Origin of the sequence: Rhodococcus sp. WS3 (assembly GCF_003797085.1) — a bacterium.
Classification (GTDB): Bacteria; Actinomycetota; Actinomycetes; order Mycobacteriales; family Mycobacteriaceae; genus Rhodococcus_F; species Rhodococcus_F globerula.
In genome coordinates this window covers 1,054,297-1,079,325 of record NZ_RKMA01000002.1, presented here as the reverse complement: position 1 = coordinate 1,079,325, position 25,029 = coordinate 1,054,297, and the positions used below count along the sequence as shown (strand labels likewise).

Annotated in this window: 21 protein-coding genes and 1 pseudogene; 15 read left to right on the top strand and 7 right to left on the bottom strand. The window is 62.7% G+C overall.

Going from position 1 to position 25,029, the window contains the following annotated elements; all coding sequences use genetic code 11:
* The first annotated feature begins 16 nt into the window (after window positions 1-16).
* Together EEB13_RS19050 and EEB13_RS19045 are read left to right on the top strand one after the other, a co-directional pair.
* On the top strand, window positions 17-1,924 hold the full coding sequence (locus EEB13_RS19050) for an alkyl/aryl-sulfatase (RefSeq protein WP_141486057.1): 1,908 nt from the start codon (window positions 17-19) through the stop codon (window positions 1,922-1,924).
* A 26-nt stretch (window positions 1,925-1,950) separates the two neighbouring features.
* Complete coding sequence (locus tag EEB13_RS19045; protein WP_141486056.1) at window positions 1,951-2,931, top strand: linear amide C-N hydrolase; 981 nt, start codon at window positions 1,951-1,953, stop codon at window positions 2,929-2,931.
* 177 nt (window positions 2,932-3,108) lie between these two features.
* Here EEB13_RS19045 and EEB13_RS19040 read toward each other — a convergent pair whose 3' ends face one another.
* Together EEB13_RS19040 and EEB13_RS19035 are read right to left on the bottom strand one after the other, a co-directional pair.
* The gene (locus tag EEB13_RS19040; RefSeq protein WP_202025560.1) at window positions 3,109-4,506 is read right to left on the bottom strand and encodes a DUF1254 domain-containing protein; all 1,398 of its coding nucleotides are present in this window, start codon (window positions 4,504-4,506) and stop codon (window positions 3,109-3,111) included.
* Window positions 4,507-4,747: 241 nt separating this feature from the next.
* Window positions 4,748-5,055 (bottom strand): annotated as a pseudogene (locus tag EEB13_RS19035) (amphi-Trp domain-containing protein).
* A gap of 161 nt (window positions 5,056-5,216) precedes the next feature.
* Here EEB13_RS19035 and EEB13_RS19030 point away from each other — a divergent pair.
* Window positions 5,217-5,762 (top strand): alpha/beta fold hydrolase, encoded by a 546-nt coding sequence (locus tag EEB13_RS19030; protein ID WP_033234933.1) that lies wholly within the window; start codon window positions 5,217-5,219, stop codon window positions 5,760-5,762.
* 86 nt (window positions 5,763-5,848) lie between these two features.
* Here EEB13_RS19030 and mtr read toward each other — a convergent pair whose 3' ends face one another.
* Together mtr and EEB13_RS19020 are read right to left on the bottom strand one after the other, a co-directional pair.
* The gene (gene mtr / locus EEB13_RS19025; protein ID WP_141486054.1) at window positions 5,849-7,225 is read right to left on the bottom strand and encodes a mycothione reductase; all 1,377 of its coding nucleotides are present in this window, start codon (window positions 7,223-7,225) and stop codon (window positions 5,849-5,851) included.
* Complete coding sequence (locus tag EEB13_RS19020; protein WP_116103923.1) at window positions 7,222-8,253, bottom strand: alpha/beta hydrolase; 1,032 nt, start codon at window positions 8,251-8,253, stop codon at window positions 7,222-7,224. Before EEB13_RS19020 ends, mtr begins: the two co-directional genes overlap by 4 nt.
* A 146-nt stretch (window positions 8,254-8,399) precedes the next feature.
* On the opposite strand from EEB13_RS19020, the gene mqo reads away from it, so the two are divergent.
* From mqo to EEB13_RS18970, 10 genes are all read left to right on the top strand, one after another.
* Window positions 8,400-9,938 (top strand): malate dehydrogenase (quinone), encoded by a 1,539-nt coding sequence (gene mqo, locus EEB13_RS19015; RefSeq protein WP_072782477.1) that lies wholly within the window; start codon window positions 8,400-8,402, stop codon window positions 9,936-9,938.
* An 11-nt stretch (window positions 9,939-9,949) separates the two neighbouring features.
* Window positions 9,950-10,426, top strand: a complete 477-nt coding sequence (locus tag EEB13_RS19010) for a GNAT family N-acetyltransferase (protein WP_045067941.1) — start codon at window positions 9,950-9,952, stop codon at window positions 10,424-10,426.
* Between the two features lie 235 nt (window positions 10,427-10,661).
* On the top strand, window positions 10,662-12,578 hold the full coding sequence (locus EEB13_RS19005; protein ID WP_141486205.1) for a VWA domain-containing protein: 1,917 nt from the start codon (window positions 10,662-10,664) through the stop codon (window positions 12,576-12,578).
* 23 nt (window positions 12,579-12,601) lie between these two features.
* Window positions 12,602-13,216, top strand: a complete 615-nt coding sequence (gene cobO, locus EEB13_RS19000) for a cob(I)yrinic acid a,c-diamide adenosyltransferase (RefSeq protein ID WP_033234930.1) — start codon at window positions 12,602-12,604, stop codon at window positions 13,214-13,216.
* Window positions 13,210-14,586 carry a cobyrinate a,c-diamide synthase gene (locus EEB13_RS18995; RefSeq protein ID WP_141486053.1) on the top strand — a complete coding sequence of 459 codons (1,377 nt, stop codon included), beginning with the start codon at window positions 13,210-13,212 and terminating at the stop codon, window positions 14,584-14,586. The genes cobO and EEB13_RS18995 overlap by 7 nt, the downstream gene beginning before the upstream one ends.
* The gene (locus EEB13_RS18990; RefSeq protein WP_141486052.1) at window positions 14,579-15,019 is read left to right on the top strand and encodes a cobalamin biosynthesis protein; all 441 of its coding nucleotides are present in this window, start codon (window positions 14,579-14,581) and stop codon (window positions 15,017-15,019) included. The genes EEB13_RS18995 and EEB13_RS18990 overlap by 8 nt, the downstream gene beginning before the upstream one ends.
* Complete coding sequence (gene cobA, locus EEB13_RS18985; protein WP_116103928.1) at window positions 15,016-16,242, top strand: uroporphyrinogen-III C-methyltransferase; 1,227 nt, start codon at window positions 15,016-15,018, stop codon at window positions 16,240-16,242. The genes EEB13_RS18990 and cobA overlap by 4 nt, the downstream gene beginning before the upstream one ends.
* A gap of 11 nt (window positions 16,243-16,253) precedes the next feature.
* Window positions 16,254-17,765, top strand: a complete 1,512-nt coding sequence (locus tag EEB13_RS18980; RefSeq protein WP_095886014.1) for an MFS transporter — start codon at window positions 16,254-16,256, stop codon at window positions 17,763-17,765.
* Window positions 17,766-17,844: 79 nt separating this feature from the next.
* Complete coding sequence (locus EEB13_RS18975) at window positions 17,845-18,273, top strand: CBS domain-containing protein (RefSeq protein ID WP_033234926.1); 429 nt, start codon at window positions 17,845-17,847, stop codon at window positions 18,271-18,273.
* 35 nt (window positions 18,274-18,308) lie between these two features.
* On the top strand, window positions 18,309-19,817 hold the full coding sequence (locus EEB13_RS18970; protein WP_187328584.1) for a protein adenylyltransferase SelO: 1,509 nt from the start codon (window positions 18,309-18,311) through the stop codon (window positions 19,815-19,817).
* A gap of 73 nt (window positions 19,818-19,890) precedes the next feature.
* On the opposite strand, the gene EEB13_RS18965 is transcribed toward EEB13_RS18970, so the two are convergent.
* Together EEB13_RS18965 and yaaA are read right to left on the bottom strand one after the other, a co-directional pair.
* Window positions 19,891-20,757, bottom strand: coding sequence for an AraC family transcriptional regulator (locus EEB13_RS18965; protein WP_045067943.1), 867 nt, complete (start codon window positions 20,755-20,757; stop codon window positions 19,891-19,893).
* A gap of 175 nt (window positions 20,758-20,932) precedes the next feature.
* The gene (gene yaaA / locus EEB13_RS18960) at window positions 20,933-21,676 is read right to left on the bottom strand and encodes a peroxide stress protein YaaA (RefSeq protein ID WP_045067279.1); all 744 of its coding nucleotides are present in this window, start codon (window positions 21,674-21,676) and stop codon (window positions 20,933-20,935) included.
* Window positions 21,677-21,731: 55 nt separating this feature from the next.
* Here yaaA and EEB13_RS18955 point away from each other — a divergent pair, with 55 nt between their 5' ends.
* Complete coding sequence (locus EEB13_RS18955; protein WP_141486050.1) at window positions 21,732-23,477, top strand: proline--tRNA ligase; 1,746 nt, start codon at window positions 21,732-21,734, stop codon at window positions 23,475-23,477.
* 79 nt (window positions 23,478-23,556) lie between these two features.
* Window positions 23,557-24,228 (top strand): O-methyltransferase, encoded by a 672-nt coding sequence (locus tag EEB13_RS18950; RefSeq protein ID WP_033234922.1) that lies wholly within the window; start codon window positions 23,557-23,559, stop codon window positions 24,226-24,228.
* A 126-nt stretch (window positions 24,229-24,354) separates the two neighbouring features.
* Here the strand turns inward: EEB13_RS18950 and EEB13_RS18945 are convergent, their stop codons facing one another.
* On the bottom strand, window positions 24,355-24,786 hold the full coding sequence (locus EEB13_RS18945; RefSeq protein ID WP_141486049.1) for a limonene-1,2-epoxide hydrolase family protein: 432 nt from the start codon (window positions 24,784-24,786) through the stop codon (window positions 24,355-24,357).
* Between the last annotated feature and the right edge of the window lie 243 nt (window positions 24,787-25,029).

Genomic DNA, 25,029 nt, shown 5'->3' with positions numbered 1-25,029 from the left:
CCGAACGGGGAGTGCCATGTGCCAGACACCCAAGGACGCAACACCGGCCACTGTGACGGTGAATCGCGAAGCAGTCGAGCGATATGCGATGGAGGACCGGCAAGACTTCGTGGACGCGGATCGTGGCTTGATCGCTCCGCTACCGGGCAATGTGCTCGGCGACGACGGGCATGTGGTCTTCGATCCCGAGGCGATGGAATACATCGGTGACGACGTTCCCGCGCCGGACACCGTCAACCCCAGTCTGTGGCGCCAGAGTCAGGTAATCCGCAAAGGTGGGCTCTACCAGGTGACGGATCGCCTCTATCAGGTGCGAAACAACGACCTGGCCAACCTGACGGTCGTAGAAGGTGACGAAGGTCTGATCGTCATCGACTGCATGGCGGGTGTGGAATCGGCCCGTCAAGGCATGAAGATGATTCGCGAGCACGTCAGCGACAAGCCGGTTGCGGCAATTATCTACACGCATACGCACATCGACCACTACGGCGGCGTCAAGGGAATCGTCGATGTCGACGACGTTGCGTCGGGGAAGGTGCCGATCATCGCGCCGGGCACGATTGCCTCGTTCGACAAGTTTGCAATCGGTGAAAATGTTGTTGCCGGCAATGCGATGGCCAGGCGGTCGTTCTATGCCTTCGGTGGATTACTCGACCTCGGTCCGAAGGGCGCAGTGTCCTGCGGAATCGGTGTGCTCAGCACCAAAGGGCCTCGGATCTCGTATATTTCCCCCACCGACGGCATCACCGAAACCGGAACGAAACGCGAAATTGCGGGTCTGGAGTTCGAATTCCTTTATGCGCCGGACACCGAGGCTCCGGAGGAAATGCATATCTGGATCCCCGAACTCGCGGCCTTGACCTGTGCGGAGAACGCCAATCATTCGCTCCATAACATCCAGACCCTGCGGGGTGCGCGTACTCGCGACGCCCGCAACTTCGCTCGGTATCTGGACGAGACTCTCGAACGGTGGGGAGACGACGCGGCTGTTCATTACGGTCCGCACACCTGGCCGGTGTGGGGCAACGAGAACCTGGTTACCTTCATCGAATCCCAAAGAGACACATACAAATACATTCACGACCAGGCGCTGCGTCTGGCTAACAAGGGATACACACCACTCGAAGCTGCCGAGGTCATCGAGCTACCGGACGAACTCGGCCGCAAGTGGTACAACCGCGGATATCACGGAACACTGCACCACGACGTTCGCGCCGTGTACACCAAGGAACTCGGAATGTGGGACGGCGATCCGGTGTCGCTTCATCCGCATCCGCCGGTGGAGTCGGCCAGGCGATTTGTCGATCTCCTTGGTGCACAGAAGATTCTGGACGAGGGCAAGCGGGCTTTCGATGCGGGGGACTACCGCTGGGCAGCTGAGATCCTGCACAAGTTGGTGTTCGCGCAACCGGAGAACACCGAGGCGAAGAACCTCCAGGCCGACGTCTACGAACAGATGGGGTATCAAGCCGAAGGGCCGCAGTGGCGCGGGATCTACCTGACAGCCGCCCTGGAATTACGTGAAGGCTCGCAACCTCCGCCCTACATCACGGCAAGTGAGGACAGTGTCCTCGCGATGCCCATCGACATCCTGTTCGACTTCGTCGCAGTACATCTCATCGGTGACAAGGCAGCTGACGTCGATCTCCGCATCGATTTCGTGTTCACCGATCACGACGACGAGACATGGACGACGTGGGTCAAGCGTGGCGTTCTCAATGCCAGGCGGGGGGCGGCGTCGAACACGCAGCTGACGGTCTCGGGGCCGAAACCTGCGCTGATCGGCGCACTTCTGCAACCAGGTGCAGCGCCCGAGTTGGCTAGGGCCGGCAAGATCTCGCTCGACGGCGACGATTCGGCTTTGAAGACGCTCGGAGGGTTGTTGGATACCTTCGATCCCAGCTTCAATATCGTCACGCCCTAACTCAGCGACGAAAGGAAAGTTTCTCGATGTGTACGCGATTGGTTTACCTGGGGCCGAACGACACCGTGATCACTGCCCGATCGATGGACTGGAAGCTCGATCTCGGTACCAACCTGTGGGCATTTCCCCGTGGCATGGAGCGTGAAGGCTGCGCCGGGCCGAATTCGATAAAGTGGACATCGTTGTACGGCAGTGTTGTGGCTTCCGCTTACGACATGTGCACGACGGATGGGGTCAACGACGCAGGACTGTCCGCAAATCTGTTGTGGCTCGTTGAATCCGAGTATCCGGCCTACGACGGATCAACTCCAGGCCTGTCGATTGCTGCGTGGGCGCAGTACGTGTTGGACCGGTGTGGGAGCGTCGCGGAAGCCGTCGAGGTGCTGGCAGCGGAGCCCTTCACCATCGTGACTGCGGCCGTTCCGGGAGAAGACCGCCTGGCAACACTGCACATGTCGCTCTCGGACGCCAGCGGTGACAGCGCCATCATCGAGTACATCGGTGGCCGACAGACAATTCACCACAGTCGTGAGCATCAGGTGATGACAAATTCTCCGATCTTCGACAAACAACTCGCCGTCAACGAGTACTGGAAGCAGATCAACGGAACCGTCATGTTGCCCGGTACCAATCGAGCTGCGGATCGTTTTGCCCGTGCCTCGTTCTACGTCGACGCAGTCCCGAAGACCGACGATCCGAGGGCAGCATTGGCCGCGACCTTCAGTGTCATTCGGAACGTGTCAGTGCCCCTGGGTATTTCGACTCCCGACGAGCCGAACATCTCATCGACACGGTGGCGCACCGTTGTCGATCACAAACGCGGACTGTACTTCTTCGAATCGGCCATGACGCCGAACACTTTCTGGGTGGATGTGTCGTCGATCGATCTGAGTGAGGGGTCAACCGTCCGGAAGCTCGAACTCGGGCCGGACGAGAGCACTGTCTACTCGGGTGATTCCACTGATCAGTTCAAACCCGCTGAACCGTTCACATTTGCCGGGTTGTAGGGGTGGGCGATGCTGCGGTGACGGAACAGCTACCGACCGCTCGCCACTGTTGCCCTGGCCGCGTGGGGGGCTTTCGGTTTGGCATCCTCCCATGGGAGAAATGCTTTTGACCTCCAGACCTGTCACCCGTTCAGGGCGGCGCAGGGCTAACAGTGGGCGGTCGATGCCCAGCTAGCTTCAGTGTTTTGCCGGGGTGAAGTCTCCGGGACGCCAGCTGCCGTCGAATGCTGCGGCTTCGGGTCCGTAGATACGGATGTATGCGAACCATCCGCGACCTGGAACCGTTTCCAGCCAGTTGTCCGCCGCATCGTCTGGTTGGGTCGGACCGAAGTGCAGCGTGATCTCATTGCCAGAGGTCAGAGCCGATGACAGTTCGAACAACGATCTGAGCGCTCCCTTGTTGCCGTCCGTCTGCACTTGCGAACGTGTTTGCGCGTCGTAGATGGTGACGGACCAGAAGAGCTTGCCAGGGACCGGCAGCGGGATAGTGAGTGTGTAGGCGTTGGCGCCGTCCAGGTATGTCCCGGTGCTGTCGCGTGTGGCGAGCCAATACAGCGATCCACTGCCCTCCACGCGCCGGAACATCGCCGGCGACGCGACGATGGCCTGCGCGAACCACCGCTCACGGGCTTCGAGATCGAGACCTGCGGGTGTCTCGAAGTCCGCGTTGTCGGGAACCAATCCCACCCATTCCCACTGCCGATCGGTCCAGGCGGCCTGGTCAGGGCGTGTTCCGGCGAATGCCGTCACCAACATTTGATCACGGCCGATTCGGGCGGCCTTCGTGAGTGCTGCAGCGTCGCGGTCTGTCGGTGCGAACGGGGTTCCTTTCCCGATTCCGAGTCCGTCGAGCAGTCCGTGCATTGGCCGGAACTCCTCTACAAGCGGTTCTTCCTCGAGGATGCCGTGCAGGACTCGCCAGAATTCGAGGTTGTCCTCCCACCGCAGACAGGTGCTGTCGACGGTCTTGGTGCTGGTATCGATCACATCGAGTAGTTTGTCGGTGCCGAGGCGGTAGATCTTCACTCGGAGGAGTGCGTCCTTGGCTGCATCGAGATCGCCCCCTACCGGGAGGGCTCGTACTGCCACCAGCACTTTGAAGGAATTCGACCGACTGACGTGATGATCTGCCGGTACTTCTCCGGTGTGATCGGGGGGAAGTATGGCGTATGTTCCTCCAGCGCCCTGGTCGGGCCCGGGGATACCCATATCGGTGATCCACCTGTGGTGATGATCGTCGACGAGACCGATGTACGCTCCGGGCGGCAATTCGATGACCATCGGCCCCTCAGTGAGGTCCAAAGCCGCTGCCCCGTAGGGGGTATCGGAGTTAAGTGTGAATCCGACCTGCCGAGGGGTTGTCGCTGCAATTCCCATCGCCTTGTTGTCGTCGAAACCTAGTTCGCGGTTGCCGTTGAAAATCCCCTCAATGGACACTGTGGGGTACCAAAACCGGTAGGCGACGAGTGCGCGCTCCAGATAGGCGTCCTCGTGGGCTTTCTTCGCGGTCGCAGCGGTCGGGTATCCCCCGGAGAATTCATAGGGTGTCAAAGATGTCGGATGTGCTTGGTCCATGCCACAGATCATCAACCGTCGGTATCGACGACGGCATCACCCGCGTCGGATGATCCCTGGAGCCCTGGCAGGCATTGCGTCCAACCCAGTGGCAGATCGATTTGCGGGGTAGTCGCGTGAGGGGCGCGCGACTCTATTCGGAGCCGCTACCCGATTCTGTTGTCACACGGAGAGTTACGAAGTGGCGACGGCCGGGACCTCTGAAAGCTCGGCCGGAGCGCACCGATGGAATGTCGACGAATTACTTGGCGGCGCTCTTGCGAGGCCGACCGCGTCGAACTGCCTTAGTCGGAGGCGTGGACTTTGCGGCCGGCTCAGCCGGGGGATCGTCGCGCCAGTGAATCTCGATTTCGATTTCGACTTCGTTGCCGTCTACCTCGATCTCGAGTTCCCACCGAACCTGTTCAGGGACAGCGATTTCGATCGAGTCGCCGCCCGATCCAGTTCCACTTCCGAGCCGCTGGCGAGCGCTTGCCCGAGCGCGATCAGTCGCTCGGCGACTTCCGCTCGCGAGAGTGCGGACTTACTTTTGATCTCCAATTTGGGCACGATCACTCCTGACCTCGGCGGATTCATTGTTCACGGTAATTGGACCATCGAAAGATTGTGGGAGTTTCGCGCGACCGCTGATTACCGCGCTCCTGTGTGAGTTGTCATTTTCAGTCCGCTGCTCGCCGACCTGGGGATTGGATCGCGTACCGTTGCCTTTCATGGAACTGACTCGAGTAGCGGTGGGCAAGGGGTCGTGCACCGTTCGGATCGACGGACCGGTCAGTAAGCACGCGGTCCTCCTTCTTCCGGGCAAGGGCGACCCTGTCGACGTATACGACAAAGTGTGTGAACGCCTCCACAATTCGGATTTGCGCACGGTAGCGGTCGAATCGATCGAGAATCTCGACGAGAAGACGGCAGTGGTTCTGCTCGACGAGTTGAACATCGCCTGGGTGAACCTGGTGGGACACCGGGAAGGGGCAGACCTCGCGTGGCTGTTGGCGGCGCGCCAGTTCGGCCGCTTCGCGAGCTTGATTTCGGTGGATCGTGGCCATCCGTCGGCGGCCGACATCGCCGGAGTTCCGCCGGTGGAGGTGCCGACAACCATCGTGGTCGGCAGTGCTGGGCGGGCGATCGCCGACGCCAGTGGACGGTTTGTGTACTCCGATTTCCGGGTGGCCGAAGTGCCTGACGTCGATGACATCGTGAAGTCCGCGCCCGCTGAACTCGCCACGGAGATCGTGTTGCGCACCAGCCCCTGGTAGACCCGAGAACCACCAAGGCGGGCATCCCCCGAGGGGGTGCCCGCCTTGCGCGTTCCAGATGTCGAGCGTTTTAGATATGGAGCGTTTTAGATATCGAGTCCGAGCAACGCGTTCTCGACGACCTCGGCCAGGGCCGGGTGGATCCAGTACTGCCCACGGGCCATGTCCTGAGCGGACAGCCCGAAACTCATGGCCTGGATGAGTGGCTGGATAACGGTCGGAGCGTGGGTTCCCATGACGTGAGCGCCCAGGAGTCGGCCCGTGCCGCGCTCCGCGATGACCTTGCAGAGACCTTCCTGATCTTCCATCGCCCAGCCGTAGGCGACGTCGCCGTACGCCTGGACCTTGACGGTGACGTCGAGTCCGGCGTCGCGCGCCTGCTTCTCCGTCATTCCGACATCGGCGATCTGCGGATCGGTGAACACCGCGGCCGGGACAAACCGGTGATCGGTGGCGCGGAGCCCGGAAGTGTCGTTCCACGCGTCCTGGAGCAGGTTGTGCTGCACAACACGCGCCTCGTGGTTGGCCACGTGCTTGAGCTGATAGGGGGAGGAGACGTCGCCGAGTGCAAAGACGCCCTCCGCAGTGGTTCGCTGGTACTCGTCGACGACGATGGAGCCGTTGTCGTCGAGTTCGATGCCGGCCTTGTCGAGGTCCAGGAGATCTCCGTTGGGCTTGCGGCCCACCGCAACGAGCAGAACGTCGCCGGAAACGACTGTGCCATTTGCCAGTTCGACGGCGATGTTCTCACCGTCCGCGCGGACCGACTGCATCGGTGATCCGAGATGCACGTCCCACTTCTTGACGGCGAGTTCGGTGAAACGCTCCGAGATCTCGTCGTCGAGATGACGCAGGAGGCGCCCACTGCGGCCGACGATCGACACGCGAGAACCCAAGGCGGAGAACACATGTGCAAACTCGGTGGCAATGAAACCCGAGCCGACGATTACGAGGTGCTCGGGGAGTTCCGGCAAGCGCATGATGTCTTCGTTGGTGTAGTACTTCACACCAGAGCCGGCGATCTCCTCGGGAATGATCGGGCGTGAACCGGCCGCGATCACAACCTGGTCGGCAGTGATGGTCTCACCCGTGCCGGTGTTGATGGTCTTCGGTCCGGTGAAGGTGGCGTGGCCGCGGTAGACGGTGGTGTTGGGGCTGTCCTCGCTGCGGTAGCGTTCGCCGCCCGCGGAGATGGGATCGATCCGGCCGAAGACGCGCTTGACGATGTCGGACCAGCGGACGCCGTCCAGGGTGGCGTCGACGCCGAACTTCTCGGCATGCGACACCGTGTTCGCGACCTCTGCCGCGTAGACGAACATCTTGGTCGGTATGCAACCGACGTTGAGGCACGTGCCGCCGAAGGTGCCTTCCTCGAGGATGGCGATTTTCTTGCCGTCGAATCGCTCGTCGGGCAACGAATTCCCCGAGCCGCTTCCGATGATGGCAAGGTCGTAATGCGTCACTGCGCGTTCTCCTGTGTGGTGGTGTCTGCGTCTGCGGTCAGATGGCGCTCTAGCCACTCCAGCCACTGATCGAGTTCGGAAAAGGCTGTGGCCAACGGCTTCTGAGTCGAGAGGAAGACGTCGTGGCGCGCGCCGTCGATGGGAACGATGGTAGTCCGATCGCCGAGGCAACCTGCCCACCGTGCGATCTGCCTCACATCCAGGACGGAATCTGCCAGGTCGACGCCGGGGTGGTACGCCCTGGCGAACTCCGATTTCTTCGAGCGCAGGATCAGCGCCGGCACGCCGATGTCCAGGCCGCGGTGCAGTTGCGCGTGTCCGCCGCGCACGGCACGCATCCACCCGAACGTGACCGGGCAGCCTTCGAGCGGCTTCCAGTCGAGGTTGTAGTCCCACTCGCCGTTGGCGGAGACGTGCAGGCTCGAACCGTACGTCGGCAAGCCGGTGCCGGGGATGACAGTCTTCGCGGACACCCGTCCCAGGGCGTCGATGGCGGCGGTGCCGACGCTGCGAACCATCGCCGGACCCTGCAGGTCGAACCACGGGCTGTTGAGCACAAGACCCGCGATGCCGTGTCCTGCGCTGCCGCCCGGCTTGCGCTGGAGTCGGTCCAGCCACAGCGGAACGATGAGCCCACCGGTCGAATGAGCCATCAGGAGCAGTTCGCTGCCGTCGGTTTCGGAGTTCACGATGCGCAGGGCCTCGTTGAGTTCGGCGTCGTACAGTGCGAGATCCGACACATAGTGAGCGGTGTGGCCCGGTTTCAGTGAACGCCCGCACTTGCGAAGATCCAGTGCAAAGAAGGCGTAACCCTGCTCGGCAAAGTGCTCCGCCAGATGTTTCTGGAAGAAGTAATCGGTGAACCCGTGTACGTACAGAACTGCACGGTTCGCCCGAACTGCCTCGCCAGGCGGCTGATAGCGGACGAGTGTCGCGTCGACCTCACCCTCACCGTCCGGATCGGTTCCGAGAGGAATGGTCAGCTGCTGATATCCGTCTCCGAGGACGTCTGGAACCCATGTAGTCACAGATCACAATCTAATCGTCGTTTCCCGGCGGCGTTGTAGAGCACAATTGGGGGTGGTAAACGGCGCACTTACGCCCAGGTAACCTATTCGGCGTAACACAGCAGGCGGATGCGCGCACGGCTAATGACAAGGAAGTCGATTCTCCAGTGTCGAATCAGAACGCGGTAGAGACGAAGACGGATGTAGTGCTCGTAGGTGCGGGCATCATGAGTGCCACGCTTGGTGCATTGTTGCGCCAGCTGCAGCCGGACTGGTCGATCTCGACCTTCGAGAGGCTCGACGCCGTCGCAGCCGAGAGCAGCGACCCGTGGAACAACGCGGGAACCGGTCACTCCGCGCTCTGTGAGCTCAACTACACCCCCGAGAACTCGGACGGTACGGTCGACATCAAGAAGGCCGTCAACGTCAACGAGCAGTTCCAGGTGTCCCGGCAGTTCTGGGCACACGCTGTCGAGCAGGGCGTGTTGACGCAGCCCAAGGAATTCATCAACCCCATCGCGCACGTGAGCTTCGTTCACGGCGAGGCAAACGCCAAGTACCTGCGTGCCCGCTACGACGCACTTGCCGGCCACCCGCTCTTCCGTGGCATGGAGTACATCGACGATCCGGCCGAGTTCACCAAGCGCCTGCCGCTGATGGCAAAGGGCCGCGACTTCTCGGATCCCATCGCCCTCAACTGGAGCCAGGACGGCACCGACGTCGACTTCGGAGCGCTCACCAAGCAGCTCGTCGGCTACATCGGCAAGACCGGCGGCAACATGTACTTCGGTCACGAGGTCACCAACCTCACCCAGAACTCCGACAAGACGTGGACCGTCAAGGTCACCAACCGTCGCACCGGTGAAAAGCGCGTCGTGCGTTCACGATTCGTGTTCGTCGGAGCCGGTGGCGGCGCTCTGCACCTGCTGCAGAAGTCGGGCATCAAGGAAGCCAAGGGCTTCGGCGGTTTCCCCGTCAGCGGCGCGTTCCTGCGGTGCACCAACCCTGAGCTGATCGACCAGCACAGTGCCAAGGTCTACGGCAAAGCTGCCGTCGGCGCACCGCCAATGTCGGTTCCGCACCTCGACACGCGTGTCATCGGCAACAAGCCAGGCCTGCTGTTCGGACCGTACGCCGGCTGGTCACCCAAGTTCCTCAAGCAGGGTCGCGTCACGGACCTGCCCGGTTCAGTCAAGCCCAACAACATCCTCTCGATGCTCGGCGTCGGCGTCAGCGAACTCGGTCTGGTGAAGTACCTGGTCAGTGAGCTCACCAAGAGCGAAACCGGACGCATCTGGGACCTGCGTGAATTTGCGCCCAAGGCGGAGACCAAGGACTGGGAGCTCATCACCGCAGGCCAGCGTGTTCAGGTGATTCGCCGGGCCAAGGGCAAGGGCGGCGTCCTCGAATTCGGTACCGCCGTGGTGGCTGCCGAAGACGGAAGCATCGCCGGACTGCTCGGTGCCTCACCCGGAGCGTCGACGGCTGTTCCCGCGATGCTCGACGTACTCGAGCGCTGCTTCCCGACCGAATTCCAGGGCTGGAAGGGCAAGCTGCGCGAGATGGTTCCGTCCATCGGCGTCAAGCTCACCGACAACGAAGGACTTTTCAACCAGGTCTGGGATTGGTCCTCGAAGGTGCTCGAGCTCGATTCCTCGGCGTCAACCGATTCTCTTCCGGTCGCGGAGACCGCTGCAACTGTGTGATAGTCGCAACCATGACGGCAACAGCAGCATTGAAGCGTTCATGGGCACTCGACCTCGACAACAAGACTTTCTACGAGTTGTTGAAGCTTCGGGTAGAAGTATTTGTCGTCGAGCAGGCCTGCCCGTACCCCGAGTTGGACGGGCGGGACCTGCTGACGGAAACCCGCCATTTCTGGCTGGAGCAGGACGGCGAGGTGGTGTGCACTCTGCGCCTCCTCGAAGAGCACGACGACGGCACGAAGAGCTTCCGTATCGGTCGACTCTGCACGTCACGTGAAGCACGCGGACAGGGCCATACGACGCGATTGCTGCAAGCTGCGCTGGCCGAAGTGGGCGAAGCGCCGTGCCGCATCAACGCTCAGACCTATCTGGTCGACATGTACAGCAAGCACGGTTTCAAAGCTGACGGCGAAGAATTTATCGAGGACGGTATTCCGCACACCCCGATGCGCCGCGGTGGCGGCGAGGCGTTTGTGCTTGCCAGCTGAAACGCAGTCATACACCCGACCCAGTCGGCTCACGCAATTGTGGGCCGACTAGGGTTTTTTCGATACCGAATGCTCGCGGGGAAGTCCTGTTCGATTCAGGTGCGGTCCCGCCACTGTAAAGATCTCACGAGATCCCAGCCAGATTGCCGCGACGTTCGGATGAAGCCAAGTTCTCGGCGAGGAAACCGAGAGGTGGAGGGATGTCGACGTGCGTGTAGAAGACGATCAGGCAGCGGTGGCGGGTTTCCCGTTCAGCGCGGTAGTAGGCCAGGACCAACTGCGATTGGCGTTGATCCTGTGCGCCGTACACCCCGGAATCGGTGGCGTGCTGGTTCGCGGTGAAAAGGGCACGGCAAAATCCACCGTCGTTCGAGCCTTGACGGCTTTGCTACCGGCTGTCGACGACGCCGGTGTGACGCGTCCGGCCAGGCTGGTCGAACTGCCCGTCGGGGCGACGGAGGACCGCGTGATCGGCTCGATCGACCTCGAGAAGGTATTACGCGACGGTGAGCGCGCCTTCCAGCCCGGACTCCTGGCCGCGGCGCATCAGGGGGTTCTGTACGTCGACGAAGTGAATCTCCTGCACGATCACCTGGTGGACGTTCTTCTCGACGCGGCCGCGATGGGCCGAGTGCATGTCGAGCGGGACGGAATTTCGCACTCGCACGCCGCGAAGTTCGTCCTCGTCGGAACAATGAATCCCGAAGAGGGAGAACTGCGTCCACAGTTGCTGGATCGTTTTGGCCTGGCGGTCGACGTGTCGGCGTCTCGCGACGTGGATGTGCGGATGGAGGTAGTGCGTCGACGCCTCGACTACGAGCGCGATCCCCAGGCGTTTGCCCGCAGGTATGCGCCGGCCGATCAGGAACTCGCCGCCGAAATCCTTTCTGCGCGTAACAAACTGGATGGCGTGGAGCTGAGCAACCGCGAACTTCGGCGCATCGCGTCGCTGTGCGCGTCTTTCGACGTGGACGGTATGCGCGCCGATCTTGTTCTCGCCCGTACTGCCACCGCTCATGCTGCGTGGCGTGGCGGCAGCGAGGTCACTGAGGAAGACGTACGAGTCGCAGCGGAACTGACACTGCCGCATCGCCGCCGACGCGATCCCTTCGACGAGCCGGGCCTCGATCAGCAGCAACTCGACGACGCGATGGATCGTGCAGACGATGATGCTCGGGCCGGCGAGCCTGAACCACCCGAGAATCCTGAAGGCGGCGAGCCTGAGGGTGGGGAATCCGACGGCGGCGAACCCGATGACGGGGGCCCTGATGATGACGGCCCCGACGATGATGGGCCGCAAGACGATCCGGACGGTCCGGGCGGGGGAGTTCGCTCGACCGATCGACCGTCTGCCCCACCGAGCAGTGCGTTCAAGGCCAAACTTCTCGAAGTTCCCGGTGTCGGTGAGGGGGCGCCAGGCCGGCGTTCGCGCTCCACGTCGTCGCGTGGACGCGTCGTGCGGTCCACCACCGACCGCGGGCACGGTCTGCACCTGACGAGCACGGTGTTTGCCGCTGCGGAATCGCAGATTGCGCGTGGCCGGACGGAGGGCCGTCTGCGGTTGGCGCCGGCCGACCTGCGCGGCGCGATTCGTGAAGGGCGCGAGGGCAATCTGATCGTGTTCGTGGTGGACGCGTCGGGGTCGATGGCGGCGCGCGACCGGCTCTCCGCTGTGACCGGCGCCGTTGTCTCGCTACTCCGCGACGCATACCAGCGCCGCGACAAGGTTGCCGTCATCACAGTCCGGGGCCGCGAAGCCGAACTGGTTCTGCCGCCGACGTCGTCCGTGGACATCGCTGTTCGCCGGTTGCAGTCCATGCGAACAGGTGGCAAATCACCACTCGCAGAAGGCTTCTTGCGTGCCCGTGAGGTGATTCTGCGTGAGCGGCTCAGGGATCCGCAGCGCCGCGCGCTCATGGTTGCGCTGACAGACGGGCGTGCCACCGGCGGCAAGGACGCGCTGCACCGCGCTCGCGTTGCCGCGCACTTGCTGGCCGATGCATCGGTCGCTTCGATCGTCGTGGACTGCGAAACCGGGCTTGTCCGTTTGGGATTGGCCGCCGAATTGGCCCGAGAACTACGAGGTGGATGCGTCCGCCTTGCCGAATTGTCAGCTCAGCAGGTCGCGGGTGTCGTCCGCGCCGCCGCCTAACGTTTTCATTTCAGGAGATCACCATGCCTAAAGGCGTACCCGACACTGTCCCCGACGACGGATTGACCACACGTCAGCGTCGTAACGCACCGGTGCTTGCCGTCCACACCGGACCGGGAAAGGGCAAGTCCACCGCAGCATTCGGGATGGCGCTGCGTGCTTGGAACCAGGGATTCGACATCGGCGTCTTCCAGTTCGTGAAGAGCGCAAAGTGGAAAGTCGGCGAGGAAGCCGCCTTCCGCGCACTCGGAAACCTGCACGACGAGAGTGGCGTCGGCGGTCCGGTGCAGTGGCACAAGATGGGTGAGGGCTGGTCCTGGACTCGTAAAGCGGGTAGCGAAGAAGATCATGCGGCAGCAGCTGCGGAGGGATGGCAGGAGATCGCCCGTCGCCTCGCCGACGAAACGCACCGCTTCTACGTCCTCGACGAGTTCACCTATCCGCTCAAATGGGGCTGGGTCGACGTCGACGAGGTTGTGCAGACCCTGCGTGATCGGCCGGGAAATCAGCATGTGGTGATCACCGGCCGTGACGCGCCGCAGGCGTTGATCGACGCAGCCGACCTGGTGACCGAGATGACCAAGATCAAGCACCCGATGGACGCCGGCCGAAAGGGCCAGCGAGGCATCGAATGGTGAGTTCGTCCACTCCTGCCGTTGTCATCGCCGCACCCGCATCGGGTAGCGGAAAGACCACGGTGGCAACGGGATTGATCGGTGCACTCCGGCGATCCGGCAGCAGTGTTGCACCGTTCAAGGTTGGTCCGGATTACATCGACCCGGGCTATCACGGACTTGCGGCGGGAAGGCCAGGACGCAATCTCGACACAGTGCTCGTCGGCGAAGAACGCATCGCTCCGCTCTATCAGCACGGCACCGCCGACTGCGATATCGCGGTGGTCGAAGGCGTCATGGGCCTCTTCGACGGCAAGATCGACGAAGCCAATGCGCAGGCATCCGCAGAAGGGTCGACGGCGCAGGTGGCCGCGGTTCTGGGTGCACCGGTTGTTCTGGTCATCGACGCTCGCGGCCACAGCCAGAGCCTGGCCGCCGTGTTGCACGGCTTTGCCACCTACGACGCTAGTGTGCGGATCGGCGGCGTCATCCTCAACCGCGTCGGCAGCGCCCGGCACGAGCAGGTTCTGCGCCACGCGTGCGACAAAGTGGGGATACCGGTACTCGGGGTTGTTCCGCGCCTGGCCGAATTGGAAGTGCCGTCGCGTCACCTGGGGTTGATTCCGGCTGCCGAGCACGGCACCGCGGCAGTCGCCGCGGTGGACGCGATGTCGGAGTTGATCGCAACTCACGTCGATCTCGGCGCGGTGCGCGCCTTGGCCGCATCGAATGTTGTTGCACCTGTGTGGGATCCAGTGCAGGACGTGGGGGAGCATCGCAGCTCGCGGCCCGTGGTGGCGATGGCTGGCGGGCCTGCCTTCACCTTCGGATACGCCGAACATCGTGAACTTCTCATTGCCGCAGGCGCGGACGTGCAGGTCTTCGATCCGCTGCGCGACGAATTGCCGTCCGGTACTGCCGCGTTGGTCCTTCCCGGCGGATTCCCGGAGGAGCATGCCGTTGACCTCGCGTCGAATACTGTTCTGCTGGCGCAGGTTCGAGAGCTGGCCGACGGCGGAGCACCGATCCACGCCGAGTGCGCGGGACTGCTCTACCTCGCCCGCAGCCTCGACGGTCATGCCATGGCCGGAGTTGTCGGCGTCGACGCCGTTTTCGGTAAACGACTCACACTCGGTTATCGGGAGGCGGTGGCGTTGACGGACTCGAGTCTCTTTGCGGCGGGTTCGCGTGTCGCCGGGCACGAATTTCACCGAACGTCTCTCGTCAGCGCCGACGCCGACGGGTGCGCAACCGCATGGGGTTGGCGACCGTGGGACGGCGGCGCAGTGCGCGAGGGATTTGTTCGCGGCGGAGTTCACGCGTCGTATCTCCACACACACCCGGCGGGTCAGCCCGAGTCGATCGCCACCTTTGTCGAGGCCGCGCGTGGCTGAGGTCTATGTCGGACTCGGGTTCACTACATCTGCCTCTGCTGTCGAGATCGTCGACGCCGTGCGAGGGATAGTGCCGCAGGGCGCGACGCTCGTTGGTCTTGCCACCGCCGCGGTCAAAGCCTTCGCCCCGGCTCTGGTCGACGCCGCGCAGATCCTGTCAGTCGATGTCGCGGCGTTCACGTCGGAAGAACTTGCAGCCGTGCCCGTTCCGTCACCGTCAACGCGCGTAGAGCAGGCTGTCGGCACTGCCAGCGTTGCCGAGGCGGCAGCGATCCTGGCTACCGATCACGGACAGTTGACAGTAGGTAAGACCTCGACCGGTGCGGTGACAGTAGCCGTGGCCAGTAAAGTTCCCCCAGCGAGCGCAGGTTTTCCAGCGCGCACAGCTTTTCCAGCGAGCACAAAGATCGACGATGAAATGGAGTGCGAGTGAGCGAGCCCACCGCAGACGAGACCAACTACCTGGTCGGACTCAACCTGACCGATCGACGCGTTGTCGTATTCGGCGGCGGGACGGTCGCTCAGCGCCGCCTCGGCCTGCTGGTCGCGTCGGGCGCGGCAGTTCACGTGATCAGCCGCGAGGTCACGCCGGCAGTCGAGGGCATGGCAACGGCAGGGCAGATCACACTCGAGTTGCGTCCGTACCAGGAAGGTGACCTCGAGGGTGCCTGGTACGCAATCGCGTCGACGGACGAACCGGAGACCAATGCGGCAATCGTCGCGGAGGCCGAGCGTCATCGAGTCTTCTGCGTGCGCGCCGACAATGCCAAGCACGGCACTGCAGTCACACCCGCAAGTGCCGAGTACGACGGTATGAGCATCGGAGTCCTGGCCGGCGGCGATCATCGTCGTTCGGCAGCCGTCCGTACCGCTGTGGTCGAAGGTCTGCAGTCCGGTGTCCTCGCGGATACGGCCGAACCGGCGGCGCCTGGCGTTGCACTGGTCGGCGGTGGGCCAGGTGACCCGGATCTGATCACGGTGCGCGGTCGACGGTTGCTGGCCCGCGCCGACGTTGTTGTTGCCGACCGCCTGGCGCCGCCGGAGTTGCTGGCTGAGCTCGGTCCCGACGTCGAGGTCATCGATGCCGCGAAGATTCCGTACGGCCGGGCCATGGCGCAGGAAGCCATCAACGCGGCGCTGATCGACAACGCGAAGGCCGGAAAGTTCGTCGTGCGGCTCAAGGGCGGCGACCCCTACGTCTTCGGTCGTGGCTACGAAGAACTCGAAGCGTGTGCCGCAGCCGGTGTTCCGGTGACCGTAGTGCCCGGAATCACGAGTGCCATTTCCGTACCGTCGGCAGCCGGCATTCCTGTCACGCATCGCGGTGTCACGCACGAGTTTGTCGTCGTGAGTGGGCACGTTGCTCCGGATCATCCGGATTCGCTGGTCGACTGGTCGGCTTTGGCGAAGCTGCGCGGCACGATCGTGCTGCTCATGGCAGTCGAACGTATCGATCAGTTCGCGGCTGCACTCATCGAGGGTGGGCGTGCCGCGAGCACTCCGGTTACGGTGATCCAGGAGGGCACACTGCGTACGCAGCGTGAGTTGCGGGCCGATCTGGCGACCGTTGCTCAGCGCGTCAAGGACGAAGAGATCAAGCCCCCGGCCATCATCGTGATCGGACCGGTGGCGGGCTTTTCCGTCAACGCTGGGTAACGTGAAGTCTTGTGTCTGATTCCCCAAAATCTGAAACCGCTCAATCCGCGGCCCCAGCGGTCAATGCGCCGGTAGCGACCCGAGTCATCGGACTCGCCATCATCGTCCTGAGCGGTTTGCAGATGATGGTGGTGCTCGACGGCACCGTCGCCAACCTTGCGCTTGCGCCGCTTCAGGCTGATCTCGGCCTCAGCGACAGCGGCCGAAATTGGGTGCTGACGTCGTATGCCCTGGCGTTCGGCGGGCTGATGTTGCTCGGTGGCCGACTCGGTGACGCGTACGGGCGCAAGAAAATGTTCATCGCGGGCGTCACGCTCTTCACCGTGGCATCGTTGCTGTGTGGTCTTGCGTTGAACGAGGGCATGCTGATCGCGGCGCGGGCACTACAAGGTGTTGGCGCGGCCGTAGCATCGCCGACCGCTTTTGCTCTGGTTGCCACGACGTTTGCGGCCGGACCGGCGAGAAATCAGGCCATCGCGATTTTTGCCGCCATGACCGGTGTCGGTTCGATCGCGGGTCTGATCATCGGCGGCGCGTTGACCGAGGTGTCATGGCGGCTGATCTTCCTCATCAACGTCCCCATCGGAATCGTGCTCGTGGGGATGGCATTCCGGGCACTTCGTGAAACAACGCAGACTCGGCTTGCTCTGGATGTTCCCGGCGCAATTCTGGCCACGCTCGGCTGCACCGGCATCGTCTTCGCATTGACCGAGGGGCCGGAAATGGGCTGGGGGAGCGTCGCCGTTATCGGTGCGTTGGTCGCCGGACTGATCGCTCTCGGAGCATTCCTCTTCGTCGAACGCACCGCCAAGAATCCGTTGCTCCCGTTCTCGTTGTTCGCCGACCGGAACCGCGTTGCGACCTTCCTGGCGATCTTCTTCGTCGGTGGCGCGATGTTCAGTATGACCGCGTTTGTTGCGCTCTTCGTGCAGGACATCATGGAGTACTCGCCGCTGCGCGCAGGTTTGGCGTTCATTCCGTTTGCCATCGGACTAGGTGCCGCAGCAACGGTCGCGTCGAAGTTGGCGGTACGTGTCCAACCTCGCTGGCTGGTTCTGACCGGTGTGCTGATCATGATCGTCGGACTTCTCTACGGCTCCACCCTCGACTCCAGTTCCACCTACCTTGCCAACCTTTTTGTCCCCGTCATCGGCATCGGATTCGGTATCGGACTGGCGATGGTGCCGCTGCCACTGTGCGCGATCGCCGGTGTTCCCGAGACGGAGATCGGCCCGTTGACCGCCATTTCCCAGGTCGCCCAGACGCTTGGCGGCCCACTCGCGCTGTCGGTCATCGGCGCGATGGCGACCTCGAAAACTCTCTCGCTCGGCGGTATTTCGGGCAAGGCTGCCGACATGAATCCGGCCCAGCTGATTGCCCTCGGAGAGGGGTACACCTTTGCGCTTGTCGGCTGCGCGATCTGCGCGGTACTTGCCGGCATTGCGGCCGCGTGCATCAGATTCACCCCGGCCCAGGTAGCACAGGCGCAGGCAGCGGAGAAGGCAGCTCAGGGAATTAGCTGATCAGCCCTGTTTTTGTGCGTCGCAACTGGATACGATCGTTGCAAGAGGGCCGAGATTCTCGAAGGATCGGAGTGCCGTGATGCGGATCGCGGATATCTTGCGCAACAAGGGCAACAGCATTGTCACCATCGACGCCCACACCACCGTCAACGCGTTGCTGTGCGATCTTGCCCGCCACAACATCGGCGCCATGGTCGTTCTGGACGGCGACGCTGTTGTCGGAATCATCTCCGAGCGCGATGTCGTGCGGCGTTTGCACGAGCGGGGTCCGGAATTGCTGGCCACGGAAGTGTCCGAGGTGATGACAGCGTTGATGTACACGTGCGTGCCTGCTGATTCCGTGGACAGCATTGCCGCGATCATGACCGATCGCCGAATCCGCCATTTGCCCGTCATCGAAGACGGCGAACTGCTCGGAATCGTCAGCATCGGTGACGTGGTCAAGAGCCGGATCGACGAGTTGCAGAGCGAGCGCGATCACCTCGAGTCGTACATCGACCAGGGCTGATCGATGGGCTGTCTCACGGTGGCTACTCTCGTGTGATGGCTGCAATCCAGGATTCCACGGCAGGCACGGACACCACCGTTGCCGGCCTCGAGAGCACGTTCGCCGACGAGCTTGGCGCTTTGACGGTGCCGTGGCAAGGTACTGCCGCACCTGACCCGCAGTTGCTCGTGGTGAACGAGAGGCTGGCTGCATCGTTGCGCTTGGACGTGGAAGTGCTGCGAAGTGTGGACGGGGTTGGCGTCCTGTCCGGGTCGGCGATGCCGGTCGGGGCAAAACCGGTGGCGATGGCGTATGCGGGTCATCAGTTCGGTGGATACGCACCAATCCTCGGGGACGGTCGGGCGTTGCTACTCGGTGAACTGTTGACCGGTGACGGTCGGCGAGTGGACCTGCATCTCAAGGGCTCGGGGCGCACGCCGTTCTCTCGGGGCGGTGACGGGTATGCAGTTGTCGGGCCGATGCTGCGCGAATATCTGGTCAGTGAGGCGATGTATGCCCTCGGTGTCCCCACTACACGCGCGCTGTCTGTCGTGGCGACGGGCCGGGACGTTCGCCGCAACGGCGCAGAACCCGGTGCCGTGCTTGCACGGATCGCGTCGAGTCACCTACGCGTTGGGACCTTCGAGTTCGCGGCCCGGCAGGGCGAGGTCTTGCAGTCGCTCGCCGATTACGCGATCGCCCGGCACTACCCGGAGCTGATCGAACTGCCGGCAACGGTTACACACAATCGCTACCTGAGGTTCCTCGAGGGGGTGGTCGAGGCGCAGGCGTCACTGGTGGCGCGGTGGATGCTCATCGGTTTTGTACACGGAGTGATGAACACCGACAACACGACAATTTCGGGGGAGACCATCGATTACGGTCCGTGCGCCTTCCTTGACGCGTTCGATCCGGCGGCAGTGTTCAGCTCGATCGACAGCAGCGGCCGCTACGCGTTCGGCAATCAGCCCGCCGTCTTGAAGTGGAATCTGGCGCGCTTCGCGGAAACACTGTTGCCGCTGATCGATTCCACACCCGACGATGCGATTACCGCGGCGTCGGCAGTTCTCGACACCTTCGACGAGCGTTACGAGGGCCACTACGCGGTCGGGATGGCGGCAAAGCTCGGTCTAGCCCACCCGATTGTCGATCGGGCGCTTGTCGACGATCTGCTGACATTGTTGGCGGAACACGGTGCTGATTGGACGGGCAGTTTCCGTGCTCTCGCGGACGAACTGCGCGTAAATTCCGCGCGCCTCGACGACCTCGTGCCACGGGATCACATCGCGCCCTGGTTGCAGCGGTGGCACGGCGCCCTGACGGAACAGGGACGCGCGGCGGTGGAGACCGCGAGCGCGATGGATCGCGTCAACCCGCTATATATTCCGCGTAATCATCAGCTCGATGCTGCTCTGTCTGCCGCGACCGACGGCGACCTCGTTCCCTTCGAGAAGCTGCTCGAGGTTGTCACGCATCCATTCGACCGACGCGACGAGTGGTCCGACTACACCGAGGCGGCTCCGCAGTCTTTCAGCGAAACGTTCCAAACCTTCTGTGGCACTTGATTTATGATCGAGCGCCGCCAGCACAAGGTGAAATTCGGGCCCGCCAGCACCTCACTGCCGGCGGGCCGCTTGATCACGCGCGTTCCACCGGGAACCACAGCTCGCACGTGGCCGTACTGAAATCATCGGCGCGGTCGAGAACTGCGACGATCGACGGACCCGGCCGGAGTCGCCACGGGTTCGACGGAAACCAGTCCGTCGCGGTCGCTGCCCAGGTCGCCTGCAACGCAGCCGGATACTCGCCCTCGGTGCGGAACACCGCCCACCTACCGGCGGGAACCTCGATCGTGTCGAGATCGTCGGGCACCGGCGTCGTGTCGGTGACGGCGACGCCGTGCAGGTAGGTCAACTCGCTTCCCTCGGTGTAATCCGGGTCGACGTCGGCGCTCACTTGGAGCAGGCCGGCCGGTTCGGTGTTGCCCAGCGCTTTGAGGCGGGCGTGCTCTGCAGTCGGCAGAGAAGCGATGTGGGCTTGGATGTGGGGGTTGACGCCCTCGTGGATGAGGGGCACGCGCGTGGCGTGGCCGACGAGGCGGAGCGCCGGTCGATCGGTGATGCGGGTATCCATGGTGATGTTCCCTTCTACGGTCAGGCGGAACCTGAGCTGCGGTTGCGTTCGAAGGGGGCCGCCATCTCGCTTGACGTCGCCGGGGCTGACGCCGTGCACGGATCGGAATGCTCGGCCGAAGGCTTCGGTCGACCCGTAGCCGTAGCGGACCGCGATGCTCAGCAGGTTCCCGTTTCCGAGAACGTCTGCCGCTGCGACCGACATGCGGCGACGCCGGATGTACTCCGACAGCGGCATGCCTGCCAGGGACGAGAACATCCGCCGGAGGTGGTATTCCGTCGTGCCGAGCTCAGTCGCCAATGAAGCCACATCGAGGTCGTCGTTCAGACGATCCTCGACGAGTTCGACCAGTCTGTTCAACTCCGCGATCATGGCGCCTCCTTCGACACCCACACTTCCGGGTCGTCCCGATCGGCACCCTACTATCGCGGTCCGATCGGATCGTCTTCGTACGCGCAGTCGTCCTCCGACATTCCGTCTTCAGAAGTGCTGTGCACAAACCGTCCAGCTGACTTTGCGGTGCAGGGTTGATCGGCTGGTGAAGTCATCAATCCGTCAGGATGATCAATTCGCGGTCCGATGCGATTTCCACGCGCAGGCCCGCCTTCGATGCGACTCGGGCAACTCCCTTGATGTCGCTGGGTTCGGCGCGCGAGACCACCAGGGCGCGCGCGAGCAGACCCTTGTGATGCTTGTTGAAGTGACTGACCACGGTGCGACTGCCGTCCGGCTTCTCGGTGAGGACCGTTGCGATCAAGGCGTCCGGAACAGGTCCGAGGTCTTGGTAGGTGCCGGATCGTAGATCGATGACAAGTCCGTCGGCTTCGGCGGCCAAGGCCTTCGGCAGCTCCGGCTTCCACAGCGAGCGCAGCGTCCCCATCCCCGGCAGCTTGGACCCGCCGGAGAGGCGGTAGGCGGGAATCAGATCACCTGCGCGGACGGCACCGAACAGGGCAGAACCGATAGCGATTCGATCCAGTGCCTTGGCCTTCTGAGCGCGCGTGAACGACTTCGCGTCAAGGGCGTCGAACAGCACACCGGTGTAGCGCTGCAGCGCGGGGCGGGTTGCCGAGACCCACAGTTTCGCGTTGCGTTCCACCTCGTCCGCCTGGGTCGGTCCGAGCCCCAGCGCCTGGCACGAGGCGTCGACATCGGCGGCTAGATCGACGAGCGTCTGCACCAGCAATTCGCGCGTTTCGGTCAACTGGGGCATCGACAGTTCAGCCAGATCGAGGGGCGCGTCCTTGCCGCCGTCGGACTTGGTTTCTGAGGGAGGCAGCAATACAAGCACCCTGATACCGTACCGACGCCTGCGGACGGTACAGCGCCGACTATCCTTGTACCTCGTGATTACCCGTCTGTCCCACCTGTTCCTGCGTACCCTGCGTGACGATCCCTCGGACGCCGAAGTTGCGAGCCACAAACTGCTGGTTCGCGCCGGCTACGTGCGCCGAATCGCTCCAGGCGTCTACTCGTGGTTGCCACTGGGATTGCGGGTGCTGCGCGAGGTCGAGCGCGTTGTCCGCGAAGAGATGAATGCCATGGGCGGCCAGGAAATCCTGCTCCCCGCATTGCTGCCGCGTGAACCCTACGAGGCATCCAACCGGTGGACCGAATACGGCGCCGGACTGTTCCGCCTCAAGGACCGCAAGGGCAACGACTACATGCTCGGCCCGACCCACGAGGAGCTCTTTGCTCTGACGGTCAAGGGTGAGTACAACTCCTACAAGGATTTCCCGGTCACTCTGTACCAGGTACAGACCAAGTACCGCGACGAAGAGCGTCCGCGCGCCGGCATTCTGCGTGGCCGCGAGTTCGTCATGAAGGACTCGTACTCCTTCGACCTCACCGACGAGGGTCTGACGGTGTCGTACCAAGCGCACCGCGACGCGTACGAGAAGATCTTCACGCGGTTGGGCGTCAAGTACGTCATCGTCTCGGCTACGTCGGGCGCGATGGGCGGCAGCGCATCCGAGGAGTTCCTCGCCGAGAGTGAGATCGGCGAAGACACCTACGTGCGCTGCCTCGAATCCGGTTACGCCGCAAATGTCGAGGCCGTCAAGACGGTTGTGCCCGAGGCTATTCCGTTCGACGGTCTGCCTGAGGCCAAGGTCTACGACACCGCGAACACCCCCACCATCGACACCCTGGTGGACTGGGCGAATGGTGCCGACCTCGGCCGCACGATCACCGCTGCCGACACCCTCAAGAACATCATGGTCAAGACCCGCCTGCCCGGCGGCGAATGGGAACTTCTCGGCATCGGCATCCCCGGCGACCGTGAGGTCGACGAAAAGCGCCTCGAAGCTTCGCTCGAGCCCGCCGAGTTCGTGATGATCACCGAGACCGACTTCAAGAACAACCCGTTCCTGGCTAAGGGCTACATCGGCCCGAAGGCACTGCAGGCCAACGGTGTTCGTTATCTCGTTGATCCGCGCGTCGTGGATGGCACCAGCTGGATCACCGGCGCCGACGAAGACGGCAAGCACGTTGTCGGCCTTGTTGCCGGGCGCGACTTCACACCCGACGGAACCATCGAAGCCGCCGAGGTTCGCGACGGCGACGCATCTCCCGACGGAGCCGGCACGCTGGTCTCGGCCCGCGGTATCGAAATCGGTCACGTCTTCCAGCTCGGCCGCAAGTACACCGATGTGTTCAACGTCGACGTCCTCGCCGAGAACGGCAAGCCGGTTCGCCCGACCATGGGTTCGTACGGCGTCGGCGTCTCGCGCCTCGTGGCCGTCATCGCCGAGCAGCACCACGACGAGAAGGGCCTGCGTTGGCCCGCCGAGGTCTCACCGGCCGATGTCTACCTCGTCATCGCGAACAAGGACGAGACCGCGCGCGAAGGCGCCGAAGGCCTCGCGGCGCAACTCGACCGTGCCGGACTCGAAGTGATTCTCGACGACCGCAAGGCGTCGCCTGGCGTGAAGTTCAAGGACTCCGAGCTGATCGGTGTTCCGCTGATCGTTGTCGTCGGCCGTGGTTGGGCCGACGGTAAGGTCGAAATCCGCGACCGCTTCACCGGCGAAAGCCGCGAAATCGACGCCGATTCGGCAATCGAGGAAATCATCGCCGCAGTTCGCGGCTGATCCGAGAAGATGTGCGGGCCGCCGCAGACACCGTTCGAGGTGTCTGCGGCGGCCCTTCTTTTCTGCCACAATCGTTCCTATGGAACGCGAACCGGATTGGGCAGAAGTCGACGGTTACCTTGTCTCCACGTTGGTAGGTGAAGATCCGGTCCTCGATGCGGCACTCGCCGCCAACACCGCGGCCGGCCTGCCGCCTATCGACGTAGCGCCGAACCAAGGCAAGTTGCTACATCTGTTTGCTCGAATGTGCTTGGCGCGCAACGTTCTCGAAATCGGAACCCTCGGCGGGTACAGCACCATCTGGTTGGCCCGCGCCGTCGGACCGTCGGGACGCGTCATCAGTCTCGAATTCGAGCCGGCACACGCCGAGGTGGCGCGCGCCAACATCGAACGCGCCGAACTCGCCGATCGGGTCGACATCCGCGTCGGCGCTGCCCTTGACAGCCTGCCGTTGATCGCGAAGGAAGAACTCGGTCCCTTCGACCTGGTGTTCATCGACGCGGACAAGGAAAACAACAGCGAATACGTCCGATGGGCCCTAGCGCTGTCCCACCCGGGAACCGTCATCGTCGTCGACAACGTCGTGCGTGGGGGACACGTCTCGAATCCGGACATCGACGACGAGCGAGTCAAGGCCAGTCGTGCCGTCCTCGAGATGATCGCGGCCGAACCGCGACTCGACGGTACCGCCATTCAAACCGTGGGTTCGAAGGGATGGGACGGGTTTGCCGTTGCAGTCGTGAACGAGTGAGCGCAGACTCGAAGGGGTGAGGATGCTGGGGCAGCAACTTTCTCGGTGAGCGCTCCAGTAATCTGCATTACCTCGCCAAAGGTATGAACATCGAGTATTCATCGGAATCGCCTGAACCCAAAAGGATCAGAGTTCGGCGGGAGCGAACTCCCATCGTGCCCAAAACGCTTCAGGCATCTGGCCGCTGAATCGCCAAGTTGAGAAGTTAGCTTGGTAGTCGGTCCACTCGACGATCTGGCCGTCGACAACGCGCATGATGCCCATGATCATGCCACCAACAGTCACCCCGTTGAGACGCCACTCCTCATTCCGCTCCATCAGTACCCATTCGCCCTCTTGTGCGATGTGTGTAATCTGGCCGCGCATGAATTCGGTACCCACAAATGACATCGCGAACTCGTTGTACTCGGCCAAACCGTTGATCGGTCGCAAGGGTACGTTCTGATACTTGATGTCAGGGGAGACCAGAGCGGTCCGCTTTTCTGCAAGTTCTGAATCGCCGCTGACCGCGCCGTCCATCCACTCGAAGTAATTCGTTACGACCTCAATCGCAGACATTGTTTCTCCTTTCTAGTTTGTTGTCCCCATCGTTTGGACGCCACGGTTTGATCGGTGCACACAGCGCAACCTGTGTTGAGACCTGCCACGCAATATTGGGATCTGTCTCTACCGTGGATCGATGTTAACGTACGTTTCCTCTTTTTGTCGATGCTCTGTTTGCTCGTTGGAGTGGTCTGCATGCTCTCTTCGCAGTTCGCGCAGAAGCATGCATTGCGATTTCCATGAGGCAGGCAATGGGTG